We start from the raw sequence: 19,123 nt of genomic DNA, 5'->3' as shown, positions 1-19,123 counted from the left end.
GCGGCACCTGGCGTCGGGGAAGTACGTCAGGGTCCACGCCCGGGCAGAGGCCTCGCAGCACTCGCGTGCTCCGGGCTAGAAGATTCCGCCCAGCGACTCGTCTCTGGCTTGCGCGTAGTCCTCCTCGTGCTCGTCGAGGTAGGACTCCCACGCCTGCTTGTCCCATATCTCGAGGAAGTCGACCGAGCCGATCACCACGCAATCCCGCATGAGGTTCGCGTAGCGCCGATGGTCCGGCGACAGCGTGATCCGGCCCTGTGCGTCCGGACGTTGTTCGTCGGTGCCCGCGGCCAGTGCTCGAACGAAAGCCCTTGCCTGCGGGTTGCTTCGAGACGCCGCCGCGGCCCGCCGCGCGAGCGCGGTGAACTCGTCTTTCGGATACACGGCCAGGCTGTGGTCTTGACCCTTCGTGACCATCAACCCTCCCGCCAGTTCGTCTCGAAACTTCGCGGGCAACGTCAGTCGCCCTTTGTCGTCCAGGCGGGGGGTGTAGGTACCGAGAAACATCCCGGCCACCTCCCTACTGGATCACCTCGCCGTAACGGCCTCTCCTGTAGTGCGCGACCCACATTACCCCACTTTCCCCCACTTTCAATCGAAACCCTGGGTGATCTCGCTCCCCGCCAACACAATTCCGCAGGTCATCCCAGCTATCACTGAGATTCGGGGTTATCGCGTGTTCGGAGAACCCGCGCGGGTCGGCCACCCCGGGTCCCGACAACGTTCAGCAAACATCGCAGGTACCGGCGGGTAATACGGCGGCGTGGGGGAATTCGGCGGGGCCCGGTGGGGAGGGGCGGGGAAAGTGGGGGCATCGCCCTTCCCGGGAGTTCCGGGGACGAACAGGCGAAGGCGGCGCCGCACCCGGATGGGGTGCGGCGCCGCCTTCGATGCTGTTGTGCGCTCCGGCGAGGGGCGAGCTACTCCTGCTCGAACCTTCGGCGGAAGCGGTCTTCCATCCGTTCGGAGAAACCGCCGGACTTGCGCTGGCGGCCGCCGCGACCGGACGACCCGCCGGTGGCGCCCGCGCTCTTGGCGGGACCCTCGGACTGATCCGGGTGTGCGGACCGGTGCGAGTTGCCGAGCATCAGCAGGACGCCGGCGCCGAACATGGCGATGAATCCGACGAGACTGATGATCGGGAATCCGCCCGGCTTGAACGGAAGGGCGAGGCCGGCGACGAGAAGTACCAGACCGATGGCGAACAACGCCGCGGCCTGGAGCCTCCGTCGGCTCGACGTGGAGCGAAGTCGTCCGCCGCGGACGGACGAGGCGAACTTCGGGTCCTCAGCATAGAGAGCGCTCTCGATCTGTTCGAGCATGCGCTGCTCGTGCTCGGAGAGTGGCACGGTACCTCCCCCGGCACTAGGCGTGGCTGGTCGCCTCCGGGTAGGCGACGGGTAGCCGACCTTGGCGGCTATCTGCTCCCCATGATACGAGTTCGATCGAAGCCGTACCACCTACTCGGTGATAACTAAGCAGTCATGTCCCGGTCGCGACTCGGCTGCGGCCGGGTCTTGACCGCGGCGACCAGCGCATCGTCGACGTCGTAGAGGAATGCGCCCACCCGTGAGCAGAACTCGTCGGCCTGGGTGTCGGTGATCGCGCGGTCCAGTCCGGCCTCCAGCGCGGCCCGCAATTGCGAGTGCGCCTCGAAGTAGTCGGCCCACATCGCGAACTCCGGTGAGGCGCGTCTCAGTAACACCCAGGCGCTGCGCGAGCGCGCCCGCGGTGCCCGGTCGGCGCCGGTGAGCGCGATCATGGCGCCCGCGCCGCGCAGCGCGGCCAGGTAGGCGGTGCGCAGCCGCTCCCCCGGGTCGTGTTCCCAGGCCGAATCGGTGAGCAGGGTGTCGGCCTGACGTAGCAGTCCGCCCGCGCGACCGTCGTGCGCCGCGTGCTCCCGACCATCATTGCGACCAGCCATCTGCTGCCCCTTTCACCCCTCGCACAGATCGAACAAGCATTCGAACGTTTGAATTGGGATTGAATATAGGGACACCCACCGACAACTTCCGCGTCCGCGCGCCACCGACGAGAGCCATGACAGCCGTCAAGCCCAATCACATCCCCGCACCCGTCGTCGTCGACCTCAGTGTCGCCGCGCTCCGCGCGCGCCTGCACGACGCCCTGTCGGTGTACGTCGCCGCCATGGACTATCCGCGCGGCACCGAGCACCACCGCGCCCCGATGTGGACCGAGCACACCACCCGCGCGGGCTGGCGCGCGGTGGCGGCCCTGCTGCCCGACGACGCGGGCGCCGTCGACCTGCGCACCTCGCCGATCCTGGCCATCGCCTACGGCTACAGCGGCGCCCCGCGCCAGTGGTGGCATCAGCAGGTACACACCGGGATGCGCCGCTGCGGCTGGCCCGAGGCCGCCGCGCGCGACCTGCTCGCCGACTACTTCGAGCTCACCGAACTGCACGTGCACCCGTCCGCGCAGGGCCGCGGGATCGGCTCGACGCTGCTGGAACGGCTGCTGGCCGATCGCCCGGAGGCGGCGGTGCTGCTCTCGACGCCGGAGGTGCCCGAGGAGGCCAACCGGGCCTGGCGGCTGTACCGGCGGGCCGGATTCACCGATGTGATCCGCAATTTCGTCTTCGCCGGCGACACCAGGCCGTTCGCGATCCTCGGCAGGCGGCTGCCGCTGCCCGCCGCCGGTAGCCGGGAATGAGCGCGCCGCAGACCTGCGTCGTCGTCGGTTCGGGACACAACGCGCTGGTCGCGGCCTGTTATCTGGCCCGGGCCGGGCAGCGGGTGGTGGTGCTCGAACGCGACGAGGTGCCCGGTGGTGCCGTGTCGACGGTCGAGCGGTTCCCGGGTCATCAGGTGGACCGCGGTTCCTCGGCGCACATCATGATCCGGCACACCGGGATCATCGAGGAGCTCGAGCTCGACCGGTTCGGCCTGCGCTATCTGGACTGCGATCCGTGGGGTTTCACGCCCTCGGACGGGGTGCGCGCGCCGATCGTGTTCCATCGCGATCTCGACCAGACCTGCGCCTCCGTCGCGGCCGCATGCGGCGCGCGCGATGCCGACGCCTACCGGCGCTTCGTCGGCGTGTGGAGTGAGCGCAGTGCCCGGGTGATGCGCGCGTTCGGCACGCCGCCGACCCCCGGACGGCTGATGCGCTCGTTCTGGGGGCTGGACGCCCGCGACGGTGGCAGCGCGCTGTCGCGGGAGTTCCTGCAGTCCGGGGACGCGCTGCTGGACTACTGGTTCGACGACGAACGCCTCAAGGCCTCGCTGGCCTGGTTCGGGGCACAGTCCGGGCCGCCCATGTCGGAACCGGGCACCGCGCCGATGGCCGGATTCGCCGCGCTCATGCACACCCTGCCGCCCGGACGGGCCGTGGGGGGAAGTGGGGCGTTGAGCGCGGCCCTGATCGCGCGGCTGCGGGCCGACGGCGGCGAGCTGCACACCGGCGAGGCCGTCACCGCCCTGCGCCGCACCGGTGACCGGTGGCAGGTGAGCACCGCCGCGCGCACCCTGACCGCGGACACCGTGGTCGCGGGCGCGCACATCCTCTCGACCATCGAGCTGCTTCGCGCGGGCGGTTTCGACGCCCCCACCCTCGACGACTGGCAGCGCCGCATCCGCGTCGGCCCCGGCATCGGCATGGTGGTGCGCCTGGCCACCGACCGGCTCCCCCACTATCCCGGCGCGTTCCCCTCCGATTCCGCGCGCGGCCTGCAGTTCCTCGTCTCGGACCGCAATCAGCTGCGCCGGGCCCACGGTGCCGCGCTCGGCGGTGCGCTGCCGCCGCGCCCGGTGGTGCTGGCGATGAGTTTCAGCGCGGTCGACCCGAGCATCGCACCGCCGGGACAGCATCAGCTCTCGCTGTGGGCCCAGTGGCATCCCTACGCGCTGGCCGACGGCAGCAGCTGGGCCCGGCACGCCGACCGCGAGGCGGACCGCATCGTCGCCGAGGTCGACCGGTACGCACCGGGATTCAGCGCCTCGGTGCGGCAGCGGTTCGTGCAGACCCCGGTGGATCTGGAACGCGAGATGGGGCTGCGCGGCGGCAATGTGATGCACGTGGAGATGTCGCTGGACCAGATGATGCTGTGGCGGCCGCTGCCCGAACTGTCGAACCAGCGCGTGCCCGGCGCGCCCGGCCTCTATCTCACCGGCGCCTCCACCCACCCGGGCGGCGGTGTCTCCGGTGCGAGTGGTCGCAGCGCCGCACAGCTGGTCCTGCGTGATCAGCGCCGGTTCCCGCTGCCGCGCCGACGATGAACGTCTCCGCCGCGCCACTGCGCGACTGGGTCCGCGACGATCCGCGGCGCGTGATCCCCGCGGTCTCGGCGGTGCTGCTGGTGCTGGTGCAGATCACCTATCCACTGAGCGACGGCGTGGCGCGCGACCGGATCACCGTGGCGGTCGTCCTGCTGTCGGCGGGCACGGCGCTGCTGCACGCGGCGACCACCCGGGGGCCGCGCTGGGCGGCCGGGTTCTTCGTGATCGTCTCCGGGCTCGGGCTCACCGCCGAGATCGTCGGCACCGCGACCGGATTCCCGTTCGGGACCTACACCTATGCCACCGACCGGCTCGGGCCCGCGCTCGCGGAGGTGCCGCTGGTGGTGCCACTGGCCTGGACCGGTGGGCTGTACCCGGTCTGGATCGTCGCGGGGCTGCTCACCGGTTCGGTGGTGGGGCGCGCGGCGCTGTTCGTGCTCGGGGCGGTGGGCTGGGATCTGTTCCTCGACCCGCAGATGGTCACCGACGGGCAGTGGACCTGGGCGGTCACCGATGCCGGGCTGCCCGGGCTGCCGCAGATCCCCTGCACCAACTATCTGGGCTGGGCGCTGGTCGCGACACTGATGGCGGTGCTGCTCAGCGTGCTCGACCGGAAGCGGGTGGTCGTCTCGGTGGCGGTGCCGGTGGCCGTGTTCTGCTGGACCTGGCTCGGCTCCGCCCTCGCGCACGCGGTGTTTCTCGGGCTGCCCGCGTCGGCGGTGTGGGGCTTCGTGGGGCTGGCGCCGCTGGGGATTCCGCTGGTGCTGCGCGGTCTCCGCGCACTCCGCGAACCCCGGCCCTGACGCCGGGCCGGGGACGAAAGCGCTGTTCGGCACGGGTCGGTGGAACGCACCGGCCCCGTCGGGTGGGTTCTCGGGCCCGGGCCTGGCACGATGTCAACCGTGCAGCCGAGTCCCGTCGCCGACCTGACCCCCACTTCGCCGCGTTCCCGCGTGCCCGCCCGGCGCGTCGCGGCCGTCGCCGTCCTGCTGGCCCTGCTGGTGCCCGCGCTGGCCGGCTGCCTGCGTGTGCAGGTGTCGATGGGCGTGTCGTCCAACGACCGGGTGTCGGGGCGCATCGTGGCCGCGGTGGTGCCGACCGGGCCCGACGACAAGGGGCCGCAGCTGAAGGCACCGGACCAGGTCGCGGCCAAGGTGCGGGTGGAGAATTACAACCAGGACGGCTACGTCGGCACCCAGGTGTTCTTCGACGACCTGACCTTCGGCGAGGTCGGCCAGCTGGGCGGACTGTCGGACCAGACCCAGGGCATGTTCAGCCTGGAGTTCCAGCGCTCGGGCGACCTGGTGAGCCTCAACGGGCGCGTCGACCTGGAATCGGTGCCGCCGCACGGCTCCGACGTACAGTTCTCCATCGCGTTCCCCTCGCGCGTGGCCAAGACCAACGGCACCCGCGAGGGCGACAACACCGTCTCCTGGAAACTGCCCGCCGGTGAGGTCTCGACCCTGCGCGCCGAAGTGAAGTACGCCGACCCGAACACCCGCTCGTTCGCGGGCTGGGCGGGCATCGTCGGCGGCATCACCCTCGCCGTGGCCGCGCTGGTGGCGGGCATGGCCTTCCGCAACCGCAACCCCGGCCCGCCGAACGCCCCGCGCGGCGGCTTCTCGCCGGGCGAGATGTGGCGCGATATCGCCGCCCGCAGGCTGGGCCGCTGACATGGGGGCGGGCCGCGCGCTGACCTGGCTGGGCACCGGCCTGGCCACGCTGGGCGCGAGCACCGCCGTCTACAACCTGCTCACCCTGCGCACCCTGCCGCGGCGGGTGTCGGGCGTGATCGAGCCGGTCACCGTGTGTGTCCCCGCGCGCGACGAGGCCGCGCGGTTGCCCGCGCTGATCGCGGATCTGCGCGCCCAGACCGGCGTGCCGCGCCTGCGGGTGCTGATCCTCGACGACGCCTCCACCGACGGCACCCACGAGGCCGCGCTCGCCGCGATCGGCGGCGACGAACGGTTCACCGTGCTGCGCTCGGCCGCCCATCCCGCGCCCGGCTGGACCGGTAAGGCCGCCGCGTGCGCGCGGCTGGCGGCCCGCGCCGACGCGGCCGCGCTGGTCTTCGTCGACGCCGATGTGCGACTGGCCCCGCAGGCGGTCGCCGCGGCGGTCACCGAATTGCGCAGGCGCGGTGCGGGTCTGGTGTCGGCGTGGCCGGTGCAGGAGTCGGGGTCGCGCACCGAGCAGCTGCTCCAGCCGCTGCTGGCCTGGTCGTGGGCCTCGACCCTGCCGGTGGGCCCGGCCAACCACAGTCTGCGCCCGTCCACCGCGGTAGCCTGCGGGCAGTTCCTGGCGGTCGACGCCGAGGCCTATCGCGCCGGGGGCGGGCACGCCGCCGTGGCCGCCAGCGCCACCGAGGACCTCGACCTGGCCAGGGCCCTGCGCCGGGCCGGTCACCGCACCGCCCTGGTCACCGCGAGCCATGCCGCCCGCACCCGCATGTACTCCGGCACCGAAGACCTCACCAACGGCTACACCCGCTGGCTGTGGTCGGCCTACGGCGGACGCGTCGAGACCGGTGCCGCCGTGGGCCTGCTCCTCGCCCTGGCCTACTGGGTCCCCCCACTGGCGGCTCTCCTCGGCCGAGGCCGCACCCGCCGCATCGGCCTCCTGGGCTACCTGGCGGCCGTCACGAGCCGAATCATCGCCCGCAGCACCGAAACCCGCCACCGCCCCGACCGCACCGACATCCTCTCCGCCACGGCCCATCCCTTCGCCGTCGGCCACTACCTGACGCTGTGGGTCCGTTCGCACCGGCGCCACCGCACCGGCGACCTGCGCTGGAAACAGCGCCCCCTGGTCACCCCCGACACATCGATCCCCCTGCGCGCCTAGGTTCTGTCCTAGGTCTGACCGCCTGAGATCTGCGGAAGGTTCGGGGGCTCTCGGAGAGTACGGGCGGCGCGATCGAAGGCGTTGATCCGAGAGAATTGGAGGTCCCAATTCAGGCCGCTGGGGCTCGCGAGCTGCACGTTCCCGTACTGCATGACCGGGAGCATCCTGTTGTTCTTGAACCGGCGGTCGGGACCACCGTTCACGTTGGCGAACTGCCATGTCGTGTCGACGTGTACGCCGTCGGTAGGCACGGTTCCGGATTCGATGAATCGGCGTGTGGACGGTTGGACCGAGAGGATGCCGTAGCTGACGTCGCTGTATCGCTTGCCCGTACGGAGGAGCAGGCGGTCGGGAAGGAAGTGCAGCGCGTCGTGTCCGCTGGTGATGGTCGGGACGGCGACATTGGTGACCAGATGCTTCGGGTGGTCGAAAGTGACTGTGACGGCGGTGCGTTCGAGCAGACTGCTCGCGTTTCCGTTGATCTTCCGCTGATGAACGGTGGCCAGACCGCCGTGCGCGTTGATCCGCCACTTTCCTTGCGAGGCCGCGTATTCCATCAATGACTCGTTGAGCGCTCCGAACCAGGCCGCGGGGTGATCGGCGACATCGTAGAAGACCACGACATTGCGTCTGGCCTGGTCGTGCATGGCCAGCCACCAGACCAGCGGAACCGCCGGTAGCAGGAGGAGCAGGCCGAACGGCAGGGTCGCGAGGACGAGTATGCCGAGTATGCCGAAGGCCCATGGTGCTGTTCTCGCCTGACCGGCGGCGGAGTTGAGCTGTTCGATCAGGTCACCGGGTCCGGTGGGCAGGAGTTGCGTGGCGTCCGCGCCGGTGAGATCGGCCATGGGGACGGGAGCCGGGTTCGGCCGGTGCGAGGTGGTCGTGCGGTTCGTGGGCGACGGGCGCGCGCCGCCCAGCGATGCCCGGTAGTAGACGCCGTGTGCGCCCGCGTGGACGTAGTTGCCCCGCGGTCCGCTGCCGATCCGAAAGCCGGGGACTCCGACGCTGACGCCGAGTCCTGACCGGGACATATTGAACCGGAACGGTCCGGCGTTCAGCGACTGCCGAACATAGATCCCCATGCGCTTCTCCGGTCCAGGTAGGTGGTAGCCAGCGATAGCTCCACGCAGAAGGCCCGATGCGCCGTTCTCGGTTCGGTGGTGTACCCGCAGAGCTCTGCCAGGATCTCGTATCGGGCCGACGGCCCGTTACAGCCACATACCTGGGACTTCCCGGAACACACGGACCCTCGAGATCTCGATGCCCGTCGTGGGCAGGGGTTCAGGGGACCTCGGTGATGCCGATGGTGGGGAAGAAGAAGCAGGATTTGCCTGCGTTGTCGGTGGTGCCGAAGACGGCGGCGAGGATGGTGCCGTGGCCGGTGTCGACGGGGACCGCGCGGACTCCGCCGAGGGGGATGGCGGTGAAGAAGAAGTCGCGGATGGCGTTCTCGGCGAGGGGGCGCAGTTCCACCGGGACTTCCGGTGGGACCATGGCGCGCACGATCTCGGCGATCGAGCCCATCGAGGCCAGGCCGCCGCGGCCGGTGCTGATGTTGAGCCAGGCGACCTGCATGCCTGCGGTGTCGGTGGCGGGGGTGTCGGGGGCCAGGCCGTAGGGCAGGAAGGTGAACAGGGTCTGGCCCGACTTCACGGCGGTCAGGTCGAGGCCGGGAATCGGCACGGCGTTGCTGGGCCACGGGCCGGGGACGGCGCCCGCGACGGCGGGGACCAGGCCGAGGCCGTCCCCCGCGCAGTCGGCGGCGACCGTGGGGTACAGGAACGGCTGCACGCCCAGGGCTTTCAGTGTCTCGACGACGGTCTGGTAGGCGCCGAGCAGGTCGGCGGGGCCCGCGGTGGTGGTGGCGGGGGCGTCGCGGGTGACGGCCGGAGTGGCCGGTTGCGCGGTGGCGGCGGGGGCGGTCAGCAACAGGGCGGCGCAGGCCGTCAGCGCGGTCAGTGCGGTGGTACGACGCGGCACGATCACGGCGCAACTCCTCATCGTCGGCACTCGGAAATCCGACGCTACTCCGCGAAACCGCTGATCCGGGCGATGGACACGCCCCTCCCCTCCGCCTGATGCCGCGCCAGTATGCCGGTCGCGGACCGCGCGCCCAACTGCTGCGCTCACGCTGATTTCTACCGTTGTGAACCATCCGGTCTGTGCCACATGCTGGTTCAGCTCCGAGCAGCCGGGGCGCAACCATCCAGAGCGACCGAGAGACCTGGCTCGACGACGTCGCAGCAACCAACCCGTCGAACGGGTGGGTGCTTCTGCCAGGTCCGATGGAGGTCTCTCACCCATGCCACGCATCCCTGGAGTCACCCCGTGATCCGTCCTCGTCATCGCCTCGCCGCTCTCGCCGGAGCACTCGCCGCCGTCACCACCGTGGTGGCCTGCGGCAGCGACACCGCGGGATCCGGTGGTGACGCCGGTCCGCCGCAACCCGGCGGCACCCTGCGCTACGGTCTGTCCGGCGCGCCGACCTGCTCGGATCCGGCCCAGTCGGGCACCAACCAGACCATCTACGTGGCCCGCCAGATCGTCGATTCGCTCACCGATCAGGACCCCGCCACCGGCGAGATCACCCCGTGGCTCGCGCAGCGCTGGGAGGTCAGTCCCGACGCCAAGGTGTTCACCTTCCACCTGGCCGACGGCGTCACCTTCAGCGACGGCACCGCGCTCACCGCCGACTCGGTGCGCGACACCTTCGACGCGATCATCCGCCTCGGCGGCGTCGAGGCGCCGCTGGGCGTGAGCTACCTGGCCAACTACGTGGGCACGACCGCGGTCGACAAGCTCACCGCCCGCGTCGAGTTCAGTCAGCCCAACGCGCAGTTCCTGCAGGCTTCCTCGACGCCGCAGCTCGGCATCCTGGCCGCCTCGACCAATGCCAAGTCCGCCGACGCGCGGTGCGCGGGCGACAACATCGGCAGCGGCCCGTTCACCTACGCCGAGTACAAGCAGGACATCTCCGCGACGCTGGCCAAGCGCACCGGATACAACTGGGGCTCGGCCGTGTTCGGGCACAAGGGCGAGGCCTACCTGGACCGCATCGAGTTCACGGTGGTGCCGGAGTCGGGTGTGCGCACCGGCAGCCTGTCGTCGGGTCAGCTCGACGCCATCAGTGACGCGCTGCCCCAGGACGCCCCGCAGATCGAGGCGACCGGCGGCCGGGTGCTGTCCACCTCGAACCCGGGCACCCCGTTCGGCCTGCAGTTCAACGTGACCCGCGGTCCGCTGCGTGACCCGGCCGTGCGCCAGGCACTGCTGCCCGCGCTCGACCGCCAGCAGCTCGTCGACACCGTGCTCGGCCCGCAGTTCAAGCCCGCCACCTCGTCGCTGGCCTCGGCGACCCCGGCCTACCTCGACCAGTCCGCGCGCCTGGCCTACGACCCCGCGAAGACGAAATCGCTGCTGGACCAGGCGGGCTGGGTGCCCGGCGCCGACGGCATCCGGGTCAAGAACGGTGAACGGCTGAGCTTCGCGATCACCTTCAGCCAGGTGTTCGCGGGCAACCAGGCCGTGCTGGAGCTGGCGCAGCAGCAGCTGCGCCAGGTGGGGGTGGACCTGAAACTGGACCTGGTGTCCACGCCGGAGGCCATCGCGCGCCAGAACGCCAAGGACTACGACGCGGTCTACGGCAACTCGACCCGCGCCGACGGTGACATCCTGCGCACCTCCTACGCCCTGGCCGGACGCAATCTGAACGCGCGCGGCCCGATTCCGGCCCTGGACCAGCTGCTCGACCAGCAGCTGGCCACCACCGACACCGCGGCGCGGGCCGCGCTCATCGAGCAGGCCCAGCGCGAGGTGCTCGACAACGGGCTCATCCTGCCGACCGTCGAGCTGTCCCAGGCGATCGGCGCGGCCGGGCACACCCAGGATCTGACCTTCGAGGCCTCGGCCCGGCTGCAGTTCTTCGACACCTGGCTGAGCGGGCACTGAGATGAGCGGGGTGGTCGCGACGCTGCGGCACTCGGGCCTGCCGAGGTACGTGGGTTCGCGGGTGCTGCAGGCGCTCTGGGTGCTGTGGGCGGCGTTCACGGTGTCGTTCGTGGTGCTGTACCTGCTGCCCTCGGACCCGGTGTCGATGGCGGCCGACATCAGCAGCGGCACGCCGGTCGATCAGGCCGCGGTCGCCGAGATGCAGGCCCGCTACGGGCTGGACCAGCCGCTGTGGGACCAGTACGTGACGGCGCTGGGTCATGCCGTCACCGGTGATCTGGGGCGCTCCATCGCCTCCGGGCAGCCGGTGACCGAGGCACTGACCGACGCCCTGCCCTCGACCTTGGCGTTGTCGGCGCTGGCGCTGCTGTTCGCGATCCTCGGCGGGACGGCGCTGGCCTTCGCGGCCACCTACACGCGCCGGCCGTGGCTGCGCAACACCCTGGCCGCGCTGCCGCCGCTGGGGGTGGCGGTGCCGACCTTCTGGACCGGCCTGATCCTGTTGCAGCTGTTCTCCTTCCGGCTGCACTGGTTCCCCGCCTTCGGCGGCACGGGGTTGCGCGGCACACTGCTGCCCGCGCTCACCCTGGCGTTGCCGGTGGGGGCGGTGATCGCCCAGGTGCTCGCGGCGGGGCTGGCCCAGACCTGGCGTCAGCCGTTCACCGAGGTGGCGCTGGCCAAGGGCGCCTCCCGGTGGTGGGTGCAGTGGCGCCACGTCGCCCGGCTGGCGAGCGTGCCCGCATTCACGATCGCCGGAGTGCTGGTCGGCACCATGCTGGCCGGTTCGGTGGTGGTGGAGTCGGTGTTCGCCCGGCCCGGCATCGGGCGCCTGACCCAGACCTCCGTGCTCAACCAGGACATCCCCGTGGTGCAGGGCGTGGTGCTGTTCTCGGCGCTGATCTTCGTGGTGGTGAATCTGCTGATCGACCTGCTCTACCCGCTGCTCGATCCCCGGATCACCGGCACCACCGCCGCCAAGAACGCGAAGACCACCGACGACGCCGAGACCCCGCAGGTGGTGGGCGGTGTCTGAGTCCTTCTCCCCTACCGAAACCGAAGGGAGCCACCATGGTTGACCTGTTGATCCGCCGATCCCCGGTGGCCGAGCACACCACCACCGGCACCGCCGTCGACACCCACCGCGTGGCCGAGGCCGCCCGCTGGGTCCGCGCGCGGCTCGGGCTGCTCGCCTCGCTGGCGGTGCTGGCCGTGGCGGTCGGCTGGGCGCTCGCGCCCTCGGTGTTCGCCTCCGGTGACCCGCTGACCGGCGTGCCCGCCGAGAAGTTCCAGCCGCCCGGCGCGGCGCACTGGTTCGGCACCGACAATCTCGGCCGCGACCTCTACACCCGCATGGTGCACGGGGCCGGGCTCTCGCTCACCGCGACCCTCTCGGCGGTCGCCATCGCGCTGGTCGCGGGCTCGCTGCTGGGTCTGCTGGCGGGCGCGGCGGGCGGGATCGTCGACACGGTGATCATGCGGGTGGTCGATGTGCTGCTCTCGATTCCCGCGCTGCTGCTGTCGCTGGCGCTGGTCACCGCGCTCGGCTTCGGCACCCGCAATGTGGCCATCGCCGTGGGTGTCGCGCTGATCGCCAATTTCGCCCGGGTGTTGCGCTCGGAGGTGCTGCGGGTGCGGCACGCGCCCTATGTGGAGGCCGCGCACGCCTCCGGGGTGCGCTGGTACGCCGTGCTGGCGCGGCACGTGCTGCCCAATTCGGTGCAGCCGGTGCTGGCCCTGGCCGCGGTGGAATTCGGGATGGCGGTGCTGGCGGTGTCCTCGCTCAGCTTCCTGGGCTACGGCACCAAACCGCCCACACCGGAATGGGGTTCGCTGATCTCGGAGGGCCGCAACTTCCTGGCCTCGGCGTGGTGGCTCACCACCCTGCCGGGTCTGGTGATCATCGCCGTCGTGCTCTCGGCCCAGCGCCTGGGCCGGGCGGCAGGAAGGAGCGGGAACCGATGAGCGACAAGGCAATCGACTCTCCCGAGGGCGACGCCCCGGTGCTGCGGGTGACGGATCTGCGGGTCGACTACCGTACCGGCGCCCGGACGGTGCCCGCGCTGCGCGGGGCCTCGATCGAGGTGGCGCGCGGGGAGGTCGTCGCGCTGGTCGGTGAATCCGGTTCGGGGAAGTCGACTTTGGCGCAGGCGGTGATCGGTCTGCTCGGAGAGGCAGCGCAGATCTCCGGCGGGCGGATCGAGCTCGGCGGTGAACGGGTCGACCCGGCCGACGAGAAGTCCTTGCGGCGGCTGCGCGGCGCCCGGGTGGGGTTCGTGCCGCAGGACCCGGGCCTGTCGCTCAATCCGGTCCGGCGCATCGGCGATCAGGTGGCCGAGGCGCTGCGGGTGCACCGGCGGGCCGACCGCCGGGGCGCGGCCGTGCGGGCCCTCGCGCTGCTCGAGGAGGTCGGACTGGACCGGCCCGCCGTGCGGGCGAAGCAGTATCCGCACGAACTGTCCGGCGGGCAGCGTCAGCGGGTGCTCATCGCCATCGCCCTGGCCTGCGGGCCGGAACTGGTCATCGCCGACGAACCCACCAGCGCGCTCGACGCGACGGTGGCGCGGCGGGTGCTCGACCGGCTGGCCGAGCGGATCGCCGCGCGCGGCACCGCCGTCCTGCTGATCACCCACGATCTGGCCGTGGCCGCCGAACGCGCGGACCGGATCGTGGTGCTCGAACAGGGCGAGGTCGTCGAATCCGGCCCCGCCGCACAAGTTCTCACGCACCCAACCCACCCCTACACCCGGCGGCTGCTGGCCGCCTCGCCCGCGCTGGCACCGACCGGGTTCCGGCCGCCGCGCCCGCGCGCGCAGACGCCGCTGCTGTCGGTGCGGGCCCTGCACAAGCGTTTCCACGCCGGCGGGATCACCGCCGTCGACGATGTCGCGTTCTCCCTCGACCGTGGCGAGACCCTGGCCCTGGTCGGCGAATCCGGGTCGGGCAAGTCGACCACCGCGCGGATCGCGGTGCGGCTCACCGAACCCGACCGCGGCACGGTGACCTTCGACGGGCACGACCTCACCGGTGCGCGCCGCGGCAGGCTGCGGGCGCTGCGCAGGCGGTTCCAGGTGGTGTACCAGAACCCGTACTCCTCGCTGGACCCGCGCTGGCGGGTCGGCGAGATCATCGCCGAACCGCTGCGCGCCTACGGCATCGCCGACCGGCCCGCGCGGGTGCGGGAGCTGCTCGAACAGGTCGCGTTGCCCGCCGATTTCGCCGAGCGCAGGCCCGCGGAACTGTCCGGCGGGCAGCGTCAGCGGGTGGCCATCGCCCGCGCGCTGGCGCTGCGCCCCGATCTGCTGGTGCTCGACGAGCCGGTCTCCGCCCTGGACGCCTCGGTGCAGGCCCAGATCCTCGACCTGCTCGACACGCTGCAGACCGAACTGTCGCTGGGCTACCTGTTCATCTCGCACGACCTGGCGGTGGTGCGCCAGATCAGCGACCGGGTGGCGGTCATGCGGCACGGCCGGATCGTCGAGACCGGGCCCACCGCCACCCTGTTCACCGACCCGCAGGACCCCTACACCCGCGAGCTGCTCGCGGCGATCCCCGATCCGGGTGTCCGGATCGGCACCGTCGACGGAAAGGACCTCCGATGAGCGGGCCCACCTGGTTCCTCGGTCTCGAACTCGCGGGCACCGGAACCCATCCCGCGTCCTGGCGGCGCGCCGACTCGCGCGCCGAGGACCTGTTCACCGCGCGCTACTGGACCACGCTGGTGACCGAGGCCGAACGGCTCGGCCTCGACGCGGTCTTCCTGCCCGATTCCTTCGCCGTGCAGGAGGGTGGCGCCGGGGTTGTCCGGGGGCGGCTCGACGCCGTCGCCGTGGCCGCGCGCACCGCCCCGCTCACCCGGCGCATCGGCCTGATCCCGCAGGTCACGGTGACCCACACCGAGCCGTTCCACGTGTCCAAGGCGATCGCCGCGCTGGACTTCGCGAGCGCGGGCCGCGCGGGCTGGGAGGTGACCGTCTCCCCCGGCACCGTCGAGGCGAAAGCGTTCGGCCGCAAGGATGTCCAGGACGCGGCGTCGCTGTGGCACGAGGCCGGCGAGGCGGTGGACGTGGTGACCCGGCTGTGGGACAGCTGGGAGGACGACGCCGAGATCCGCGACGTCCCCACCGGCCGCTTCATCGACCGCGACCGCCTGCACTACATCGACTTCACCGGCGACAACTTCGCGGTGAAGGGCCCGTCCATCACCCCGCGCTCCCCCCAGGGCCAGTCGATCGTCACCGTCCGCGCCGACGACGAGTTCTCCACCGCCCTCGCCGTCCACCGCGCCGACCTCATCCGCGTCACCGCCCCCGACCCGGCCACCGCCGCCGACCGCCGCCGCACCCTGCGCGCTGCCCTCGCCGCTGAGGGTCGTGACCCGGATCAGGTGCGCATCCTGCTCGACCTGCCGGTCCACCTGGCCGATTCGGTATCGACCGCCGAGGCCGAAATCGCCGAGCTCGACCGGTGGCTGGGCACCGTCGGCACACCGACCGAGACCGGGTCGGCTGCTCTCGATGGCGACCTGCGGCTGGTGGGTACGGCCGCCGACCTCGATGCGCTGCTCGCCGAGTCGGCCGGCGTGGTCGACGGTGTCGTCCTGCGACCCCTCGCGCTGCACGCGACCCTCGCCGCGCTCACCACCCACCGCGGCCCAGGGGAACCCGTCGAGGGGCTCGACACCGAGGGCACCGCGCCGACCACCTTCCGCGAGCAGCTCGGGCTCCCCCGCCCGGCCAGCCGTTACGCCACACCTACCGGAGCGATCCTGTGACCGCGAAGCCCCGCAAGCAAGTTCATCTCGCCGCGCATTTCCCCGGCGTCAACAACACCACCGTCTGGGCCGACCCGGCGTCGAAGTCGCAGGTCGACTTCGCCTCGTTCGAGCATCTGGCGCGTACGGCCGAGCGCGGGCTGTTCGACTTCTTCTTCCTCGCCGAGGGGCTGCGGCTGCGCGAGCACCGCGGGCGCATCCACGATCTGGACGTGGTCGGCAGGCCCGACACGCTGACCGTGCTCAATGCCGTGGCCGCGGTGACCGAGCGGCTGGGGCTGGCGGGCACCATCAACAGCACCTACAACGAGCCGTTCGAGCTGGCCAAGCAGTTCGCGGCGCTCGATCACCTCTCCGGTGGCCGGGCGGCGTGGAATGTGGTCACCTCCTCCGACGCGTTCACCGGCGAGAACTTCCGGCGCGGTGGCTATCTCGAGCACGGCGAGCGCTACCGGCGCGCGGCCGAGGTGGTGGCGGCGACGCGGGCGCTGTGGGACAGCTGGCCCGCCGACTCGCTGGTCCTCGACCGGGAGCGGGGTGTGTTCGCCCGCGAGATCCCCACCACCGCCGTGCACACCGCGCACTTCGACATCGAGGCGCCGTTCGTGGTGCCGCCGAGCCCGCAGGGACACCCGGTGCTGTTGCAGGCGGGCGATTCCGACGAGGGCCGCGAGTTCGGCGCCCGCACCGCCGATGCCATCTTCACCGTGCACGGCACCCTCGAGGCGGGCCAGAAGTTCTATACCGATATCAAGGGCAGGCTCGCGAAATACGGTCGCGCCCACGACGAACTGCTGGTCTTCCCGGCCGCCACCTTCGTCCTGGGTGACTCCGCGGCCGACGCCCACGAGCGGGCCCGCGCGATCCGCTACCAGCAGGTGAGCCCGCAGACCGCGATCGCCTTCCTGGAACAGATCTGGGGCCGCGACCTGTCCGGCTACGACCCCGACGGCCCGCTGCCCGAGATCGAACCCGACGCCACCGCCGAGATCACCCGCGGCCGGGTCCGGCACACCAAAGACCCGGTCGCCGTGGCGAAGGCGTGGCGGGAGAAGGCGGCCGCGGAGAAGCTGAGCATCCGCGAGCTCGTCATCGAGGTCACCGCGCGGCAGCAGTTCGTCGGCACCGCGGCCGAGGTCGCCGCCCAGATCGACCACTACGTGCAGTCCGATGCCGCCGACGGGTTCATCCTCGTCCCCCACCTCACACCCACCGGCCTCGACGAATTCGTCGACACGGTGGTGCCCGAACTGCAGGACCGAGGCAGTTTCCGCACCGCCTACTCCGGAACCACCCTGCGCGACCACCTGGGTCTGCGTCATCCCCACCATCCCGTCGCCGAAGGAGCACGCGCGTCATGACCATCACCGTCGACCACACCGCCCCCACCACCTTCACCGACGACTGGCAGCGCTGGCACGACGCCCGCGAGGACGGGCTGCGCGACCCCCTCGGCTGGCTCAGTTTCACCGCCCTGCACTGGCTCACCGACCAGCCCGAACGCATCGACGGCCTGCCCGGCACCTGGTGGGTCACCGACGACAAGGTGTTCATCACCGCCCAGCCCGCCGACCGGCTCGACGTGGACGGCGAGCGGATCGCCGGGGTGCGCATCGTGATCCCGGCCGAGGGCGCGCCGGGCATCAGCGTGCTCAACGAGGAGAAGGTCTACGAGGTGATCCGGCGCTCGGGGCAGTACGCGGTGCGCGTGCACGATCCCGCCGCGCCCACCCTGGCCGCGTTCACCGGGGTGGCCGCCTATCCGGTGGACCCGCGCTGGGTGGTCACCGGGCGCTTCACCGCCTTCGACGACGAGCGCGTCGTCACCACCGGGGCCGTCGTGGACGGGCTCGAGCACCACCACGCCGCCGCAGGCACCGTGGAGTTCCGGATCGGCACCGTCACCGAGACGGTGGTCGCCTTCGGCACGCCCGCCGATCTGCGGGTGCTGTTCACCGACGCCACCAGCGGCGTCACCACCTACCCGGCCGCGCGGTCGCTGGCGCTGGGCGCGGTGGAGGCCGACGGCACCGTCACCCTCGATTTCAACCGGGCGGTGAATCTGCCGTGCGCCTTCACCGATTTCGCGACCTGCCCGATCGCGCCGCCGGAGAACCGGCTGCGGGTGGCGATCGAAGCGGGCGAGAAGGATCCGAAGCAGTGAGCGTTCCCCTCTCGATCCTGGACCTGTCCCCCATCAGCGCGGGCTCGAATGCCGCGCAGGCCGTGCGCAATTCGGTCGACCTGGCCCGCCACGCCGAGGAGTGGGGCTACCGGCGCTACTGGCTGGCCGAACACCACTTCGTGTCGGTGGCCAGCTCGGCGTCGCTGACCCTGCTCGCCCTGATCGCCGCGGCCACCTCGCGGATCCGGGTGGGCACCGGCGCGGTGCAGGTGGGTCAGCACACCTCGGCCTCGATCGTGGAGGCGTTCGGCATCGTCGACGCCGTCCAGCCCGGCCGGGTCGACATCGGCCTCGGCCGCTCCGGACACCGGCGCGCCCAGTTCGGCGCCGAGGCGAGCACCGCCAAGGGCGGGCATCCGGTGCTGGACACGGTGACCGGGCGCACCGAGATCCGCGACGGCGTGGTGGTGCCGCCGCCGTTCGATCCGCGCCGCATCACCGATCGCTCCCGGTTCGTCGCCGCGGGTGAGGCCCTGCAGCAGCCCGGTGCCGAGTCGCCGGAGTTCGCCGACCAGGTCGCCGAGATCCGGGCCCTGCTGGACGGGACCTATGTCGCGTCCAATGGTGTGGCGCTGCACGCTGTTCCGGGTGAGGGCATCGACGCCGAGGTGTGGCTGTTCGGCAGTTCGGCCGGGGAGAGCGCGAAGCTGGCGGGCGAGCTGGGCTTGCCGTTCGCGGCGGCCTATCACGTCTCACCGGGGACGGCGCTGGACGCGGTCGAGGCGTACCGGGCGGCCTTCCGGCCCTCCGAGCGACTCGCCCGCCCGCACGTGATCGTCTCCGCCGACGTGGTGGTCGCCCCCGACGACGACACCGCCCGGCACCGCGCGAGCACCTACGGCCACTGGGTGCACAGCGTGCGCAGCGGCACCGGCGCGGCCGAATACCTCGACCCCGCCACGGCCGCCCCGCTCACCGCCGACCAGGTCCGCCTGGTCGAGGACCGGCTGGCCGCCCAGATCGTCGGTTCGCCGGCCACCGCCGTGGAACGGCTCGCCGCGTTGCAGCGGGTCACCGGGGCCGACGAGCTACTGGTCACCACCATCACCCACGACCACGCCGACCGCCTCGAATCCCACCGTCTCCTGGCCGAGGCGTGGGCACACAGCACCGTGCGCGCCGCCTGACCCGGCG

Annotated in this window: 18 protein-coding genes, 1 pseudogene and 1 riboswitch; of the genes and pseudogenes, 13 read left to right on the top strand and 6 right to left on the bottom strand. The window is 71.6% G+C overall.

The genetic code is table 11. From position 1 onward, the window contains the following. Positions 1-75 precede the first annotated feature (75 nt). The 3 genes from mraZ to ACFC06_RS27400 all read right to left on the bottom strand — a co-directional run bounded on the left by mraZ (position 76) and on the right by ACFC06_RS27400 (position 1,924). Positions 76-507 (bottom strand): division/cell wall cluster transcriptional repressor MraZ, encoded by a 432-nt coding sequence (gene mraZ / locus ACFC06_RS27410; protein WP_375937747.1) that lies wholly within the window; start codon positions 505-507, stop codon positions 76-78. A gap of 413 nt (positions 508-920) precedes the next feature. Then, positions 921-1,349, bottom strand: a complete 429-nt coding sequence (locus ACFC06_RS27405; RefSeq protein ID WP_375937744.1) for a DUF3040 domain-containing protein — start codon at positions 1,347-1,349, stop codon at positions 921-923. 125 nt (positions 1,350-1,474) lie between these two features. Beyond that, entirely contained in the window at positions 1,475-1,924 is a 450-nt protein-coding gene (locus ACFC06_RS27400) for an SAV_6107 family HEPN domain-containing protein (protein ID WP_375937741.1), read from the bottom strand. Between the two features lie 116 nt (positions 1,925-2,040). Here ACFC06_RS27400 and ACFC06_RS27395 point away from each other — a divergent pair, with 116 nt between their 5' ends. The 5 genes from ACFC06_RS27395 (at position 2,041) to ACFC06_RS27375 (ending at position 7,082) form a co-directional block, all read left to right on the top strand. After that, positions 2,041-2,673 (top strand): GNAT family N-acetyltransferase, encoded by a 633-nt coding sequence (locus tag ACFC06_RS27395; RefSeq protein WP_375937738.1) that lies wholly within the window; start codon positions 2,041-2,043, stop codon positions 2,671-2,673. Next, positions 2,670-4,238: a phytoene desaturase family protein gene (locus ACFC06_RS27390; protein ID WP_375937735.1), complete on the top strand. Its 1,569-nt coding sequence runs from the start codon at positions 2,670-2,672 to the stop codon at positions 4,236-4,238. Before ACFC06_RS27395 ends, ACFC06_RS27390 begins: the two co-directional genes overlap by 4 nt. Further along, entirely contained in the window at positions 4,235-5,041 is an 807-nt protein-coding gene (locus ACFC06_RS27385; RefSeq protein WP_375937732.1) for a carotenoid biosynthesis protein, read from the top strand. Before ACFC06_RS27390 ends, ACFC06_RS27385 begins: the two co-directional genes overlap by 4 nt. Before the next feature lie 90 nt (positions 5,042-5,131). Continuing rightward, positions 5,132-5,911 (top strand): LppM family (lipo)protein, encoded by a 780-nt coding sequence (locus tag ACFC06_RS27380; RefSeq protein WP_375937729.1) that lies wholly within the window; start codon positions 5,132-5,134, stop codon positions 5,909-5,911. A 1-nt stretch (position 5,912) separates the two neighbouring features. After that, a complete protein-coding gene (locus ACFC06_RS27375; RefSeq protein ID WP_375937726.1) occupies positions 5,913-7,082 on the top strand; it encodes a glycosyltransferase in 1,170 nt (389 codons plus the stop codon). An 8-nt stretch (positions 7,083-7,090) separates the two neighbouring features. Here the strand turns inward: ACFC06_RS27375 and ACFC06_RS27370 are convergent, their stop codons facing one another. The 3 genes and pseudogenes from ACFC06_RS27370 to ACFC06_RS27360 all read right to left on the bottom strand — a co-directional run bounded on the left by ACFC06_RS27370 (position 7,091) and on the right by ACFC06_RS27360 (position 9,071). Beyond that, the gene (locus ACFC06_RS27370) at positions 7,091-7,930 is read right to left on the bottom strand and encodes a hypothetical protein (protein WP_375937973.1); all 840 of its coding nucleotides are present in this window, start codon (positions 7,928-7,930) and stop codon (positions 7,091-7,093) included. 90 nt (positions 7,931-8,020) lie between these two features. Next, positions 8,021-8,167, bottom strand: a pseudogene (locus ACFC06_RS27365) (DUF4236 domain-containing protein); the annotation flags it as partial. Between the two features lie 199 nt (positions 8,168-8,366). Next, positions 8,367-9,071: a hypothetical protein gene (locus tag ACFC06_RS27360; protein WP_375937723.1), complete on the bottom strand. Its 705-nt coding sequence runs from the start codon at positions 9,069-9,071 to the stop codon at positions 8,367-8,369. Between the two features lie 213 nt (positions 9,072-9,284). After that, a riboswitch (SAM riboswitch) is annotated at positions 9,285-9,377 on the top strand. A gap of 36 nt (positions 9,378-9,413) precedes the next feature. On the opposite strand from ACFC06_RS27360, the gene ACFC06_RS27355 reads away from it, so the two are divergent. From ACFC06_RS27355 to ACFC06_RS27320, 8 genes are read left to right on the top strand one after another with little or no spacing between them, the layout of a single operon-like run. Continuing rightward, the gene (locus tag ACFC06_RS27355; RefSeq protein ID WP_375937720.1) at positions 9,414-11,033 is read left to right on the top strand and encodes an ABC transporter substrate-binding protein; all 1,620 of its coding nucleotides are present in this window, start codon (positions 9,414-9,416) and stop codon (positions 11,031-11,033) included. A 37-nt stretch (positions 11,034-11,070) separates the two neighbouring features. After that, positions 11,071-12,066: an ABC transporter permease gene (locus ACFC06_RS27350; RefSeq protein ID WP_375937960.1), complete on the top strand. Its 996-nt coding sequence runs from the start codon at positions 11,071-11,073 to the stop codon at positions 12,064-12,066. Between the two features lie 35 nt (positions 12,067-12,101). Then, entirely contained in the window at positions 12,102-12,995 is an 894-nt protein-coding gene (locus ACFC06_RS27345; RefSeq protein ID WP_375937717.1) for an ABC transporter permease, read from the top strand. Next, positions 12,992-14,632, top strand: coding sequence for a dipeptide ABC transporter ATP-binding protein (locus ACFC06_RS27340; protein ID WP_375937714.1), 1,641 nt, complete (start codon positions 12,992-12,994; stop codon positions 14,630-14,632). Before ACFC06_RS27345 ends, ACFC06_RS27340 begins: the two co-directional genes overlap by 4 nt. Next, positions 14,629-15,804: an LLM class flavin-dependent oxidoreductase gene (locus ACFC06_RS27335; RefSeq protein ID WP_375937711.1), complete on the top strand. Its 1,176-nt coding sequence runs from the start codon at positions 14,629-14,631 to the stop codon at positions 15,802-15,804. Before ACFC06_RS27340 ends, ACFC06_RS27335 begins: the two co-directional genes overlap by 4 nt. Further along, the gene (locus ACFC06_RS27330) at positions 15,801-17,165 is read left to right on the top strand and encodes an NtaA/DmoA family FMN-dependent monooxygenase (RefSeq protein WP_375937708.1); all 1,365 of its coding nucleotides are present in this window, start codon (positions 15,801-15,803) and stop codon (positions 17,163-17,165) included. The genes ACFC06_RS27335 and ACFC06_RS27330 overlap by 4 nt, the downstream gene beginning before the upstream one ends. Then, positions 17,162-17,968 carry a DUF1684 domain-containing protein gene (locus tag ACFC06_RS27325; RefSeq protein WP_375937705.1) on the top strand — a complete coding sequence of 269 codons (807 nt, stop codon included), beginning with the start codon at positions 17,162-17,164 and terminating at the stop codon, positions 17,966-17,968. The genes ACFC06_RS27330 and ACFC06_RS27325 overlap by 4 nt, the downstream gene beginning before the upstream one ends. Continuing rightward, positions 17,965-19,116, top strand: a complete 1,152-nt coding sequence (locus tag ACFC06_RS27320) for an LLM class flavin-dependent oxidoreductase (protein WP_375937703.1) — start codon at positions 17,965-17,967, stop codon at positions 19,114-19,116. Before ACFC06_RS27325 ends, ACFC06_RS27320 begins: the two co-directional genes overlap by 4 nt. The last annotated feature ends 7 nt before the right edge of the window (positions 19,117-19,123 follow it).

It is taken from the genome of Nocardia sp. NPDC056064, assembly GCF_042266925.1.
In the GTDB taxonomy this organism is placed as follows: Bacteria; Actinomycetota; Actinomycetes; order Mycobacteriales; family Mycobacteriaceae; genus Nocardia.
This window is presented reverse-complemented; position numbering and strand designations above follow the sequence as displayed.